This is a genomic window from Undibacterium sp. Ji49W, assembly GCF_049340205.1.
In the GTDB taxonomy this organism is placed as follows: Bacteria; Pseudomonadota; Gammaproteobacteria; order Burkholderiales; family Burkholderiaceae_D; genus Undibacterium.
Genome location: NZ_JBMPOW010000022.1, coordinates 21,476 through 34,456, shown reverse-complemented (window position 1 = coordinate 34,456; position 12,981 = coordinate 21,476). Strand labels below are relative to the sequence as shown.

Annotated in this window: 10 protein-coding genes and 1 pseudogene; 3 read left to right on the top strand and 8 right to left on the bottom strand. The window is 52.6% G+C overall.

What is annotated here, in order from left to right:
* Positions 1–69 precede the first annotated feature (69 nt).
* The 3 genes from ACO0LK_RS22950 to ACO0LK_RS22940 all read right to left on the bottom strand — a co-directional run bounded on the left by ACO0LK_RS22950 (position 70) and on the right by ACO0LK_RS22940 (position 4,232).
* Positions 70–1,929: a M56 family metallopeptidase gene (locus tag ACO0LK_RS22950; RefSeq protein ID WP_422979203.1), complete on the bottom strand. Its 1,860-nt coding sequence runs from the start codon at positions 1,927–1,929 to the stop codon at positions 70–72.
* The gene (locus ACO0LK_RS22945; RefSeq protein WP_422979201.1) at positions 1,926–2,321 is read right to left on the bottom strand and encodes a BlaI/MecI/CopY family transcriptional regulator; all 396 of its coding nucleotides are present in this window, start codon (positions 2,319–2,321) and stop codon (positions 1,926–1,928) included. The genes ACO0LK_RS22950 and ACO0LK_RS22945 overlap by 4 nt, the downstream gene beginning before the upstream one ends.
* A 90-nt stretch (positions 2,322–2,411) precedes the next feature.
* A complete protein-coding gene (locus ACO0LK_RS22940; RefSeq protein ID WP_422979199.1) occupies positions 2,412–4,232 on the bottom strand; it encodes a hypothetical protein in 1,821 nt (606 codons plus the stop codon).
* 160 nt (positions 4,233–4,392) lie between these two features.
* Between ACO0LK_RS22940 and ACO0LK_RS22935 the strand changes: the two genes are divergently transcribed.
* The gene (locus ACO0LK_RS22935) at positions 4,393–7,011 is read left to right on the top strand and encodes a cation-translocating P-type ATPase (protein ID WP_422979197.1); all 2,619 of its coding nucleotides are present in this window, start codon (positions 4,393–4,395) and stop codon (positions 7,009–7,011) included.
* An 18-nt stretch (positions 7,012–7,029) separates the two neighbouring features.
* Here the strand turns inward: ACO0LK_RS22935 and ACO0LK_RS22930 are convergent, their stop codons facing one another.
* Positions 7,030–7,761, bottom strand: coding sequence for a flagellar brake protein (locus tag ACO0LK_RS22930; RefSeq protein WP_422979195.1), 732 nt, complete (start codon positions 7,759–7,761; stop codon positions 7,030–7,032).
* A gap of 240 nt (positions 7,762–8,001) precedes the next feature.
* Between ACO0LK_RS22930 and ACO0LK_RS22925 the strand changes: the two genes are divergently transcribed.
* Positions 8,002–8,535 (top strand): NADPH-dependent FMN reductase, encoded by a 534-nt coding sequence (locus ACO0LK_RS22925; protein WP_422979193.1) that lies wholly within the window; start codon positions 8,002–8,004, stop codon positions 8,533–8,535.
* A 30-nt stretch (positions 8,536–8,565) separates the two neighbouring features.
* On the opposite strand, the gene ACO0LK_RS22920 is transcribed toward ACO0LK_RS22925, so the two are convergent.
* The 3 genes from ACO0LK_RS22920 to ACO0LK_RS22910 form a co-directional block, all read right to left on the bottom strand.
* Complete coding sequence (locus ACO0LK_RS22920; RefSeq protein ID WP_422979191.1) at positions 8,566–9,087, bottom strand: TlpA family protein disulfide reductase; 522 nt, start codon at positions 9,085–9,087, stop codon at positions 8,566–8,568.
* 125 nt (positions 9,088–9,212) lie between these two features.
* Positions 9,213–10,010, bottom strand: coding sequence for a transporter (locus ACO0LK_RS22915; RefSeq protein WP_422979189.1), 798 nt, complete (start codon positions 10,008–10,010; stop codon positions 9,213–9,215).
* A 58-nt stretch (positions 10,011–10,068) separates the two neighbouring features.
* Entirely contained in the window at positions 10,069–10,518 is a 450-nt protein-coding gene (locus ACO0LK_RS22910; RefSeq protein ID WP_186949989.1) for an Lrp/AsnC family transcriptional regulator, read from the bottom strand.
* 129 nt (positions 10,519–10,647) lie between these two features.
* Between ACO0LK_RS22910 and lysA the strand changes: the two are divergent.
* Positions 10,648–11,895: pseudogene (gene lysA, locus ACO0LK_RS22905) on the top strand (diaminopimelate decarboxylase); the annotation flags it as partial.
* A gap of 25 nt (positions 11,896–11,920) precedes the next feature.
* Here the strand turns inward: lysA and ACO0LK_RS22900 are convergent.
* Positions 11,921–12,670 carry a substrate-binding periplasmic protein gene (locus tag ACO0LK_RS22900; protein WP_422979186.1) on the bottom strand — a complete coding sequence of 250 codons (750 nt, stop codon included), beginning with the start codon at positions 12,668–12,670 and terminating at the stop codon, positions 11,921–11,923.
* Between the last annotated feature and the right edge of the window lie 311 nt (positions 12,671–12,981).

Below are 12,981 nucleotides of genomic sequence, written 5' to 3'. Positions count from 1 at the left end.
GTGACAGGCCCTTGCGCCTGGTATGGCGCAAAGTTTCACTGTCAAAAAAATGTGGGGAAAAAGTGTTTTTTAGCTGGAAGGAGCCGGGTCTAGCATGGCCCGGATATGGTGGACATCGTCATTGCGGACATCCACATTTTTAGCGTTCAGCAAAACCATGATGACGGGCTTGCCGGCAACAACGGTACGCATGACCAGGCAACGGCCCGCCGCCTTGGAATAGCCGGTTTTAGACAGCGAGATGCCCCAGTCCTTGTTGCTGGTGAGGGGATTGGTGCTTTGGTATTCCTGGGTTTTGCCGGCGATGGTGACCGCGCCTTCGCTACTGCTGGTGAGGCGACGCAATTCGGGGTATGCTGCCGCGGCTTTGACGATGCGTGCCATGTCGGTTGCACTGGCGCGGTTTTTGGATGAGGTGCCGGTGGCTTCTTCCAGATGAGTTTGTCGCAGGTTCAGGCTGCCGATCTTTTGTTGCAAGGCGGCGGCAAAGGCGACGTCGCCACCAGGGTAAGTTCTGGACAGGGCCTTGGCGGCAACATTGCTGGATGGGATGAGTGCCAGTTCAAGCAAGTTTTGGCGTGACAAGACCATGCCCTGCTTTAACTTCACCTGGCTGCTTTGATACACGGCCATGTCTTCTTTGCTGATGGTAATGGCTTCATTTTTATCCAGCCCTGCATCCAGCGTGAGCATGGCGGTCATCAGTTTGGACAGGGATGCAATCGGCACCATGCTGTCTGCATTTTTAGACAGCAGGACTTTGCCGCTTTGTTCGTCCATGACCAGTACATGTTCTGACTGGGTCTGCACGTAAGCGGTCCTTTGCTGACTGGCAGCTTGGGTTGATGTAGCCATCTGTGTCACTGGCTGGGTCACTGGCTGTTCACGGTCACCTGTTTGCGGCACCGCTTCTGCACTCGATATCAATTGAGTTTGCAACAGCAGTATCAGAGCCATGCCTATGCCCAATACGGGTGCGGCCATCTTCCAGTGCCAGGGTTGGGCATCGGGGCGTATCAGGCGTTTGATGCGCGACAGCAGGTCACCACCGTGGGCGGCCATGGCAGGCTGAGGTTGAGCGGAGATCTGTAATTTGTCTAGCCATTGCAGGGCACGGGCCAGGGGGCGCGACTGGCCAACGGCGCTAATGGCCAAGTCGTCGGCAATCAGTTCTCTTTCGGCATCGATGCGTTTGGACAGCCACCATACCGCTGGGTGATAGAACAGCATTGCCAGCACCAGGTTTTGCAACAGGTTGACGATGTAATCCCAGCGTTTGATGTGGCCCAGCTCATGTGCCAGCAGCGCTTCTATCATGTCGTACGGCATGCCACTCAGCAAAGAGGCGGGCATCAGTATCACTGGCCGAAAACAACCATAGGTGATGGGGCTGACCAGTTGCTGCTGAAACTGCAACTGCACCCGGCGTGTGATTCCCAACTGCTGCGCCATCTGGCCGGTACGGGCCTGCCACTGGCGGTATTGCAGCAACAGATCCTGCTGCGGTTGCGGCAGATGCCTGCCCAGCCGGTACACCCATAGCAAACCCAGACCCAGCCTGACCATCATCAGTGCAACACCGGTGCTCCAGATGGCAACGATCAATGGCAGATAGCTTTCTATGTGGGCAGCCAATGCGCTTTCGCGCACCCAGACCAAGTCCAGCGGCAAGGCACTGTTGGCGGCCAGTTGCATGGCTGCTTCCAGGCTCATGGCTTGCGGTGACTGCCATTGCTGGAACACGCCCAGCGCTGGCCACAACAGACACAGCAGCATGGCCGAGCAGGCAATCAGGTAACGCAGTTGCGGGCGCGCATTACGGCAGATGGCCAGCAATATAGCGCTGACGCTGGCGATCAATGCGCCCTGCCAGACAAAATGCAGCAGCGGCCAGCCAAGCAGTTCAGCCAGGGTATGGGCAGTCATCATGATTTTTTCTCATCCTGAAGAATTTGTTCTATCTCGTCGCGTTCCTGCGCGCTGACGTGGCCACGCAAGGCGGCCAGTACCAAGGCTTTGCCAGAACCGGCAAAGACCTTCTGTATCATGTCTTTGAGCAGATTGGTCTGTAGCGAATCCTGCTCTTGTGAGGGGGCGTAGATATGTGAGCGCTGACTTTCATCGCGCGTCAAAATGCCTTTGCCATGCATGATCTGCAAATGCCGCAGCACGGTGGCATAGGCCAGATCAGGGCGTTCGGCCTGCACGGCCTCATGCACCTGCTTGGCATTCAGGGGGCCGTGCTGCCACAAGACCTTGAGCAAGTTCAGCTCTGACGCAGTGGGCTTGGGTATGGCAAATTTTTGAGCAGAAGACGACATGCTTGACATCCTGATTTGAGAATGTAAGCAGAATAAATGTTCTAGAAACTTTTGTCTAGAACTTTTTTTCTATATTTTGAAATCAGCGTTTTATGGATGGGTAGCCTTTAGTGTGGCAATCCGTTCAGCCACTTCCCGCTTCAGCTCATTGGCAAAGAAGTCGTTGAACTTGACGTTCATGCCCCGTATTTCAGGATCTGTCATGCCGTTGGCGAGGCGGAATTCGCGGCTATGGGTGCGAAGCAGGTTTTCAAATGCTTCGACATCGTCGAGGCTATCCATGGGTTTGATGCGGATAGCCGGATGGTCTGCCAGATGCGCCTGCACACGCGCATGATGCAGGGCCAGCATTTCGGTCAGCGGAGTGGATTTGTAGACGCCAAAGCTGTGCACATGGGGGCCACTGACATAGTAGGTGCCGCCCCGGCTATCCGATGTTAACATCAGGCTGCCATCACTGAACATGCTCAGGCAACGTTTCAGGTGCGCTTTGCCAGCAGCTTCCAGGGTCAGGGCAAAGTCATGCGAGGCGGACAACCAGCACTGACCGGGCGCTTCGCGCTTCAATGCAGCCACATTGGAGGCATTTTGAAACCAGGATAAAAACTGTAAGCTGGTTTTGTTTAATACCGCTTCCATTTCTTCAAACCAGGATGGCATTTCTTCTGCAAAGCCTGTCAGTTGCATGGGAATGATGGCAATAGGATCCCAGTGCACTAGGCTCATTGTGGAATTGGCTATTTTGGCCGCCATGTTTTTTAGTTCAAGTATTTCTTCTTCGTCGGGTCCGGCTGGCTGATTTTTGCTGGCGGCCTGCCATTCTGTCAGGCTGGATTTTAACTCTGCCAGGGGGCCAGCCATATTGTTGGCTGCACTGTCTTTATCCATGAACATGGCAGGCAAATCATCCAGGCGCGTCATGGATGATTGTAGCTCGGCAAAATGCGCTGCCTGCACGGCTTCGCGCCCGCCTTCACAAGCTATTGCATCACGCAGTACCTGTGTCAAATTGGCCTGCAAGTCTTCACGCTCTTCATCGCCGGCACGTTGCAATATGGCTTCATAGGCGGTAGCGGCCAGCCTGAGACAGGATGCTGCTGCAACATAATCATCAAGAATTTTTAGCAGTTGCGCCTTGCTCGTCAGCAGTGCGGGATCTGCATTCAGATCATCCACTTCATCAATTGCAGCAATAGCCTGGTAGACGGAGATGGCGTGGTTGCGGCCGCCCATCAAATGTTCAAAATAACCGATGGGGGTTTTGACACTGTCTTCTTCAACAGCATCACACAGCGAAATCAGCAAGCGGGCTCTTTCTTTTTTGAAAGCAACTTCATGCGGGTGTGCCGCCAGTGCTTGCAGGATCAAGGTGTAATGCTGCCATTGATTCCAGATGTTGGCATCTACCCATGCAGCCAGTATTTTGCGTGCATTGCCAGCATCCATGTGGTGCGTTGTCATCATTTGCGTGAAACCGTCGATGGCTTCACTTTGCAGTGTCGCTGCGTAAGCATCTGCATCATTCTGCAAGGCAGCGAGAGCAGCTTCCTGCGCTGGGTCGACAGGCTTGTCACTATCCTCGCCATCGTCGTCCGCTGGAAGAAGAGCCTGAATTCTTTCAGCAAAAGCGTCGCTGGCGATCCAATCTGCTGACTGGTGCTGTCGCGACAAGATGGCTAGCTGGTTGTCCAGATTTTCTGGCTGCAATACCGCCAGGGCCTTTCTGTCTTGCCATGCAGAGGTATAGTCGTAGGCAGCATCAAAAAGTGCAATGCGCATTTGCAAAAACCCGGCTTCATCAGGATGGGCGGCTATATGGGTTGCCAGCAATTCCAGGGTGTCATCAAAATCGGCCTCGTCACGCAGGGTTTGTTCGACTTGTTGGCGCATTTGCTCTGTTGTCATCATCATTTTATTTCCACGAGGCATTGTTACTCTTACTGTAACAGCATTTCTACCGATGCTCCAAAACCTGAAAAGATGATGTAGGTCAGGCCAGCACGAGTTAGCCATTTCTGCTGCGGTATTTGTTATAAATTGCTTTATCAATTGGGCATTTGGCGGATTTGACATGACAACGACATTAGCAGTTGGTGTAGTTGGTAAGGATGGCGCAGGTGGTCTGACTGGACAGGAAGCGGCACAGCGCCTGCTTGCCACCGGCGCCAATGAATTGCCAGCTTCCAAACCGGCCAATAACTGGCGCATCGCTGGCAAGGTGCTTAGTGAACCGATGTTGCTGCTGCTAATCGCCTGCGGCGGCATTTATCTGGTGCTGGGCGATATCAACGAAGCGCTGGTCCTGCTGGCTTTTGTGTTCGTGATTATCGGCATCACTTTTTTTCAGGAACATAAAACTGAAAGAGCCCTAGAAGCATTACGCGATATGTCGAGCCCGCGGGCCCAGGTAATGCGTAACGGCAAACCACAATCTGTACCGGGGCGCGAAGTGGTGCCTGGCGACATCCTGATATTGGCTGAAGGCGACCGCGTAGCTGCTGATGCCGTGTTGCTGTCTTGCCTGAACATGACGGTAGATGAGTCTCTGCTGACCGGTGAGTCGCTGCCCGTTAGCAAGGCTGCCGTTGATACCGCACCCGCCGCCATGGGAAGCGCCGGTGGCGAAGACACACCGTTTGTCTTTGCCGGTAGCATGGTGGTACAGGGCAAGGGCACGGCGATTGTATTGGCGACAGGCACCGGCACGGCGATAGGCGGCATAGGCAAGGCTTTGCAATCAGTCGATGTTACGCCTACACGCGTGCAGGCAGAAACTGCCAGTGTCGTGAAATATGTCGCCCTCGGCAGCCTGGCATTGGCGGTATTACTTGCACTCTGGTTTGGCTTTAGCCGCAGCGACTGGATGGCCGGTACACTGGTTGGCCTGACCTTTGCGATGGCACTGATCCCGGAAGAATTACCAGTGGTATTGACGCTGTTTTTGGGCATAGGTGCATGGCGTATTGCCAAACAACGGGTGTTGACGCGCCGGATACCCGTCATCGAGACCCTGGGCGCAACAACGGTTTTGTGTGTGGACAAAACCGGAACGCTGACACAGAACAAAATGGCGGTAGCAGCGTTGTTCGCATCGGGCAAAGTATTTGATTGCACCGCTACTCAGGCGGACTTGCCTGAAGATTGCCATGAGGTGCTGGAATATGCGATTCTGGCCAGCCACCGGGAGCCGTTTGATCCTATGGAAGTAGCGATACAAACGGCAGGACATAGCAAGCTGGGCAAGTTAGGAAGGACCGAACACTTTCATGGTAGCTGGGGTTTGATTGATGAATATCCGCTGTCCAAAGAACTGCTGGCCATGTCACGCGTATGGGCGTCTGAAGATAAAGAGCAATACATTATCGCTGCCAAGGGTGCGCCAGAAGCAATCGCCGACTTATGTCATTTACCCGAAGATCAGTTGAAGGATCTGATGCAGCAGGTGAACCGGATGGCAGAACAGGGCTTGCGCGTGCTGGGGGTGGCAAGAGCCACTTTTCGTCCGGCGCAAATACCGATTGCGACAACGGCCGCATCGTCTGAAGAATTACCTGAAAATCTGCCGCCCATACAGCATGATTTTGAATTCCAGCTACTGGGTCTGATTGCCCTGGCCGATCCTATACGTGAAGGTGTACCGGAAGCGATCAAAGAATGCCAGACGGCAGGCATCAGGGTGGTAATGATTACTGGTGACTACCCAGCCACGGCAAAAAATATCGCTGCGCAATGTGGCATGGTATCAGTTGGCGGATCAATCACGGGCAGCGAATTGCTTGATATGGACGAAGCGCAATTGCAGCAACGCATACCTGATGTATCGATTTTTTGTCGTGTCGCACCAGAACAGAAACTACGGCTGGTGAACGCCTTGAAAGCGTCTGGTGAAATCGTTGCGATGACTGGTGATGGCGTCAATGATGCGCCTGCGCTGAAAGCAGCCCATATCGGTATCGCCATGGGCAAACGCGGCACCGATGTTGCGCGCGAATCGGCTGCCATGGTGCTGCTGGATGATGACTTCTCTGCCATCGTGGAAGCCATACGCCTGGGGCGCAGGATTTTTGATAATCTGCGAAAAACCATTGCCTTTATCGTGGCCGTGCATATCCCGGTGATAGGCATGTCGTTCATCCCGGTATTGATGGGTTGGCCTGTGGTGTTGATGCCTGTGCATATCCTGGTACTGCAATTGATTATTGACCCTACCTGTTCACTGGTGTTTGAAGCAGAACAGGAAGAAGACGATGTGATGCAGCGACCGCCACGCAAGCCGGACGCAAGTATCTTCAACCGCCAGATTTTATGGAAGGGTCTGCTACAAGGACTGACTTTGCTGGCGGCAATTGTTGCCATGTTTTACTTGGCCCGCAGCCAGGGGCTGGATACCAATCAGGCACGTACCATGGCATTTACCACGATGGTATTGGGCAATTTGGGGTTGATCTTTATTAACCGCAGTTTATCGACCAAGTTGCTGCGTAACCTGACATTGCCTAACCCGGTGTTATGGTGGGTGGTGGCATCTGCCCTGCTGATTTTGTCGTTGGGCTTGTTTGTGCCGGCACTCACCAGTCTGTTTTATTTTGGTAGCCTGCCGCTCATGCAATTATGCTTGAGTGCCGGTACGGCGCTGATTTGCATCGCCGTCATCGCAGCGGTGAAAGCGGCAGGCTGGATCAGGGTGTAGCCTGGACAACAAAGATGTTTATTTGACTTCCAGCTTGTGCCGCTCATATTCAAGCTGATTGATATGTTTTTGAATTGCGACATCCATATTGTGTGGCAGTTTCTGAAAACTGATGCCAACACGGTGCTTGCCGGCTTTGACCCTGTCCATCGGTGTGATATGGCGCACCACACCTTCACAATGGACGATATTTTTGGCACCCAGCACGATGAGCATCTTGGCAACGCGTTCTTGCAACTTGAGATCTGGCGGGCTGTTCAACTGCACGCTCAGGCCGCCTACGCTGAGGTCATATATCGGCCATTCAGCAGTCATCTGCCCTTTCTCGTCATACAGTTTGACCATCAGCGGGTCAACAATGGGAAGCTGATTGCGGAAATATTCACGGCGTTGCATGCGGATGATGCGTTTGGGGATAGCTACCCAGAATGCATCCTGATCACCCCATTTGAAACGCTGTGGATCAGTACCAGAAAATTGAACACGTATGCCTTCCGGCAAAGCCAGGAAAACACAGGTCTTGGCTTGCTCGAGCAGCTTGTTTGAACGTGCATCACCGCCAATATCAAACACCAGGCCATCGGACCTGGCAGACAGGATCATGGTGACAATAAAGTCCTTGCCATCATTAAAATACACCGTTACCGGCTCGCGGCGATGCGCAAGTTCGTTCAGGGCACCCAGGATTTCCCTTTGCCCCAGCAAGAAAAACTTGTCTTCTATTTCATCGTTACTATAAGACGCCGACATCAATCTACCCTTTTTATTATCCGGCTAGAAAATAAACCGCCTCCGCTAGTGGGTCAATCAAAGAATAGCTGTAAAGCGCGTAATACTATTAATTTTTTACAAGAAGTTGCTTTTTGGTTTACATCAATTGACATAAGCATAAATTTAAAGTCAAAACAGCAATGTCAGAATTAACTCATAATAGGGCACTATAAGTACGTCTTACCACTACCCAGGTACTTCTTTCTCTGAATCATCTGAATGAACATATTGACCATTTGCGGCAGCCTGCGTGCCGCCTCACTGAATGCCATGCTGCTACGCGCCATACGGCGGCTGGCACCGCCAGACATGGTGATCCAGGAATTTGCCAACATGGCGGGTTTGCCCTTATTCAATCCTGATCTGGATGCCTGCCCACCTGCCAGTGTAATTGACTTGAAACAACAGATTGCCAGTGCAGACGTGGTACTGATCGCCAGCCCGGAATATGCACACGGCATCACGGGCGTGTTGAAGAATGCGCTGGACTGGACTGTCAGCAGTGATGTGTTTGTGAACAAGCCAGTGGTGGTATTGAATGCATCCCCCCGGGCAACACATGCCGATGCGGCATTAAGGGAAATACTGACCGTGATGTCGGCACAGATTATAGAAGCAGCATCGGTGACAGTAGCGGTGATAGGTGGTGGCCTGGATGAAGATGGCATCGTTGCCCATCCCGTCATTGCCGCCCGGTTACAGGCAGCACTGGCTGCCACGCATGACTATTATCGCTTGCCGCAGCTGGGGTAGCCGCAGTTGGGGCAGCCGGCGTTGGGCTAATCAGGCAGCCAAAGCTTTTTCCAGCAGGCTGTGTAATTCAGCAAATGAGGGTTCACCGACATAGCGTTTCAGGATATTGCCCTGCTTGTCGATGACATAGGTGGTGGGCGTCAATTTGACATCGCCAAATGACTGCGCCAGCTTGCCCTGTGTGTCCAGTGCCACATGGAAAGGCAGTTTTCTGGTTTCGGTGTAGTTGAGGACGTAATCGGGCCGGTCATAACTCATCGCCACGGCAACAAATTCCAGCCCCTGCTTATTGTATTTGTTGTAGGTCTCTATCATTTTTGGCATTTCTGCCACGCAAGTCGTGCATGAGGTTGCCCAGAAATTCACCATGACTACCTTGCCACGCAAGCTTTGCGCCGAGATTTGTTCGCCCTTGAGATTGGTAAAGCTGACATCCGGCATGGCTTGTTTGCTGCCCAGCGACTGATAAAACAGAAAGCCCAGAACGGCCACTGCCACGATGGCGATGGCAGAAAACAGGGCAAACTTGCGAGGTGAAGAAGGTGCGAGCATATGACTATATGGCTTCCAGAGCTAAAAACGAACAGACAGTCTCATTATAAGCCTTATGCCCGAAGAGGGTTTGCAGCATCGCTTTAAATCGCCGCTGCTTACGCCCAGTCAAACTAAAGCGGTCATTACCAGAGTTTGGCTACGGGAATCACTATCCCCGCAAACAGGGTCCGGTCCGGGGATGCACTGGTCAGCCCCTTGATCATGCCGGCATCCAGCGTCATGCGTTTATTGGGGCTGTATGTCAGCGCGACCAATACCTGCCCCTGATTTTTGGTACCGGCCTGGCGCCAGCCTGCCCATTCGGCAGTCAGATTCCACTTATCGGCCAATGCTGTAGAGAATGCGCTTGACAGGCCATTTTGCCAGTGTGACGTACCAACATCGGCGGCACCCAGGTGGGTTGCATTCAGGTTGACGTCAACATGGATCTGGCCCAGGTCCTGGCTGACGATGCCGTTAATGGTCCAGTCGGATTTACCTGATCCCAGTGGTTGCCCGGCAGTAGGGAATTTATTGCCGAACTCAAGCCCCAAAGCAGTATCGTCACTGATGATGAAAGCACGCTTGATGATCAGTGAAGTATCGCCAAACCCCTGGTCGCGCTGGCCAGCACCGTCATCATTAATGACACGGGCAGAACCGCCCAGCAAGACGCCCCACTCTTTGGAAAAAGCCAGCTTGAACAGATATGGCAGGCTCTGGTTGCGAGCTGCATCGGTACGCGCAGAGGCGATACCCATTTCCAGTTCAAGCTGCCCTTCCAGAGGCAACTGGGCAGAATTGGATACGGAAGGACGGTAAGGGGTAATGGCGTTGTCAGCCGTTGCGGTATCGTCGGCATAGGCCGTTGTACAGGTAAAGGCAGCCTGCAAAACCAGGGCCGTCAGCAGCGCAAGAGAAAAGTTAGTGTGTTTTTGCATGAGATATTCTTCCAAAATAAACGTCCGCTATACGCAAAACGCAGGCAGCCAGGCTTTCTTAATCTATGGCTGGCACCGTAATGGGTTTACCCGCAACATGGGTGGTCAGCACGATGGCGGTTGAGGTTGAGCCAAATACATTGAGTTCATTGATGATGCGTTGCAAGTGTTCCACGTCACTGGCCAGCACCCGCATAACGGCACCGTCTTCGCCTGTGACAGTATAACAGTCGATAATTTCCGGGCAATTGGCAACATATTGGGCATACGGCCTGCCCTGCCGTGTGGAAAGCCGGATCATGGCAGTGATTTGATAGCCCAGCGCCTTGGGATTGATATCTGCCCGGTAGGCGCGGATGACCTGTGCAGCTTCCAGCCGCTTGATGCGCTCGGACACGGCAGGCTGGCTCAGATGAATCTGGCGACCGATTTCGGCATGGGAAATACGCGCATCCTGTTGCAATAGTTGCAGGATTTTTTGATCAAACTGATCGATTTTTGAGTTCATAGGTATTTCACGCTCTTTTCGAATCAAATCCACGGAATGGGAAGAAAATCCTTATGGAATCCTATTCATACTGTGAGTTGCACTTGTTAAAGTAGAGCTTACACTAATCCTTATCAAGCCCAGAAAACTGCCATGACAACTATCAGCGCCCATCAGCTTGCCCGCATTGCGAATGAATTCCAGACACCTTGCTGGGCCTATGATGCCACAGTTATAAGAGCACAAATTGCCCGCCTGCGACAATTTGATGTGATTCGCTTTGCCCAGAAGGCATCCAGCAATATCCACCTGCTGCGCCTGATGCGTGAAGAAGGCGTGATGGTGGATTCGGTATCAATGGGTGAAGTGGAACGCGCACTGGCTGCAGGCTATGCCAGCCAGGCTGCGCCGGGTGGTCATGCGCCTATCGTATTTACGGCCGATCTGCTGGACCGTGCAACTTTAAAGCGTGTGGTGGAACTGAATATCCCGGTAAATTGCGGTTCCCCGCAAATGCTGGAACAACTGGGCCATGCGCACCCTGGCCACGCAGTCTGGCTGCGCATCAACCCCGGCTTTGGTCATGGCCACAGTCGCAAGACCAATACCGGCGGCGAGCAAAGCAAGCACGGTATCTGGCATGAAGAATTGCAACACGCGCTGGCCATCATTGACCAATACGGTTTGAAGCTGGTGGGCCTGCACATGCATATCGGTTCCGGTGTCGATTACGACCATTTGCAGAGTGTCTGCGATGCCATGATTGCACAGGTAAAAATCTGCCAGCGCGACTTGCAGGCGATTTCTATCGGTGGCGGTTTGTCCATCCCTTATCGCGGTGATGAACCAGCCGTGGATACAGCGCATTATTTTGAAATCTGGGACAAGGCCAGAAAAGAAATCGAAACCCTGCTGGGCCACAAGATCAGCATGGAAATTGAACCTGGCCGTTTCCTGGTGGCGCAATCGGGTATCCTGATTTCTGAACTGCGGGCGCAAAAACAGGTGGGCAGCAATTTCTTTGCCCTGGTCGATGCTGGCTTCAATGACCTGGTGCGCCCTTCCATGTATGGCAGTTTTCATCGGATTACGACACATGCGCCAGATGGCACACCACGCACCACGGCATTGCGCCCGACCGTCGTGGCCGGGCCGTTATGTGAATCTGGCGATGTCTTCACGCAGGAAGACGGTGGCGTGGTCACCACCCAGGATTTGCCAGCCAGTAAAATTGGTGATCTGTTTGTCTTCCACGACGCCGGTGCCTATGGGTCCAGCATGTCGTCGAATTACAATTCACGCCCTTTGATACCAGAGATATTGGTAGACGGTGAACAGATCAGGCAGATACGCCGCCGCCAGACAGTGCAGGAACTGATTGCGCTGGAAAACAGCTAGGCAGCTTGTAAGTCCGCAGCAGGGGCTAACGCAATTCAGCCAGCAAACCCATGCTTTTGGCTTTCAGGATGGCGGCATTTAATTTATCAATGATGCCGTCATCCTTGTCTGAACGCACGGCAAAATGGATGGTGTCGATCAGCAACGGTTTGGGTAATACGCTGAGTTTTACATTGTTCATGGGTGGCATGCCGCCGTCATGTGCATCGCGCATTTTTTGCAGGCGTGCTTCCAGCTCACGCGGGTTTTTACTCAATGAGCTGAAGACCCCGGCATCCATGCGGCGAAACAGTAATTTGTAGACGCGTGAAATGGGCGAATTATTGTCCGGCTCAACAGTGAACAGATTGTCCTTGAGGACATCAAAATCATCACCAAAGCTGATACCACGCGGTATGCCTATGGTTTTACCTTTCAGGTCAGCGACAGAATTGAACTTGAACGTAGCGTCATTTCTGGTTACCAGGAAAATGAATCTGGAATGCACCGGCGCTGAAAAATGGAATAGCCTTTCTCTTTCCCTGGTTTTGCTGACGCCAAATAATACGCCTTCACCACTTTCTGCTGCGACGAGGGCGCGCGGCCAGGAATTACGCACATGCAATATTTTGAAGCCCTGGTCACGTTCGATAAATTCAAAAAACTTTGTCAGCTTTGGCATGGGTACAGGCTGACCACGACTGTCTATCGGGTCTATGGTCAACACGGTCACTTCCTTGACCATGTCTTTGGCACTCGCATGGTGCAATGATGTGCCCAGGAACAGGCACAGCACGAACCCGCAGTAAACCTGCAAGCATCGCAGCCACTTCAGACATTTCAGGCATTTCAGGCACCTCACAGCCATGTCAGTCTCACCCTCATTGAGCTTAGCATTACTTTTGATACTGCAAGCCTCCAGCGTCACTGAAGCCAGCGCGCATGCGCACGATGTCAGTTCTTGAACAGCCGAAGCAGAACAATAGATAAACAAGCAAAAGATGCGCCTGAACTTGTCATCAGGACAACGGCTTATTTCTCGATAGTAACTTTAATAGCAATAAGTGGCAAGCCTGATAACAACAAGGCAGGAAGCAGAGAAGGAAG

Coding starts and splice junctions, on each gene's coding strand:
- ACO0LK_RS22910 (WP_186949989.1), bottom strand. CDS start 10,518: ATGAACTCAAAAATCGATCAGTTTGATCAAAAAATCCTGCAACTATTG.
- ACO0LK_RS22950 (WP_422979203.1), bottom strand. CDS start 1,929: ATGATGACTGCCCATACCCTGGCTGAACTGCTTGGCTGGCCGCTGCTG.
- ACO0LK_RS22920 (WP_422979191.1), bottom strand. CDS start 9,087: ATGCTCGCACCTTCTTCACCTCGCAAGTTTGCCCTGTTTTCTGCCATC.
- ACO0LK_RS22935 (WP_422979197.1), top strand. CDS start 4,393: ATGACAACGACATTAGCAGTTGGTGTAGTTGGTAAGGATGGCGCAGGT.
- ACO0LK_RS22930 (WP_422979195.1), bottom strand. CDS start 7,761: ATGTCGGCGTCTTATAGTAACGATGAAATAGAAGACAAGTTTTTCTTG.
- ACO0LK_RS22940 (WP_422979199.1), bottom strand. CDS start 4,232: ATGATGATGACAACAGAGCAAATGCGCCAACAAGTCGAACAAACCCTG.
- ACO0LK_RS22915 (WP_422979189.1), bottom strand. CDS start 10,010: ATGCAAAAACACACTAACTTTTCTCTTGCGCTGCTGACGGCCCTGGTT.
- ACO0LK_RS22925 (WP_422979193.1), top strand. CDS start 8,002: ATGAACATATTGACCATTTGCGGCAGCCTGCGTGCCGCCTCACTGAAT.
- ACO0LK_RS22945 (WP_422979201.1), bottom strand. CDS start 2,321: ATGTCGTCTTCTGCTCAAAAATTTGCCATACCCAAGCCCACTGCGTCA.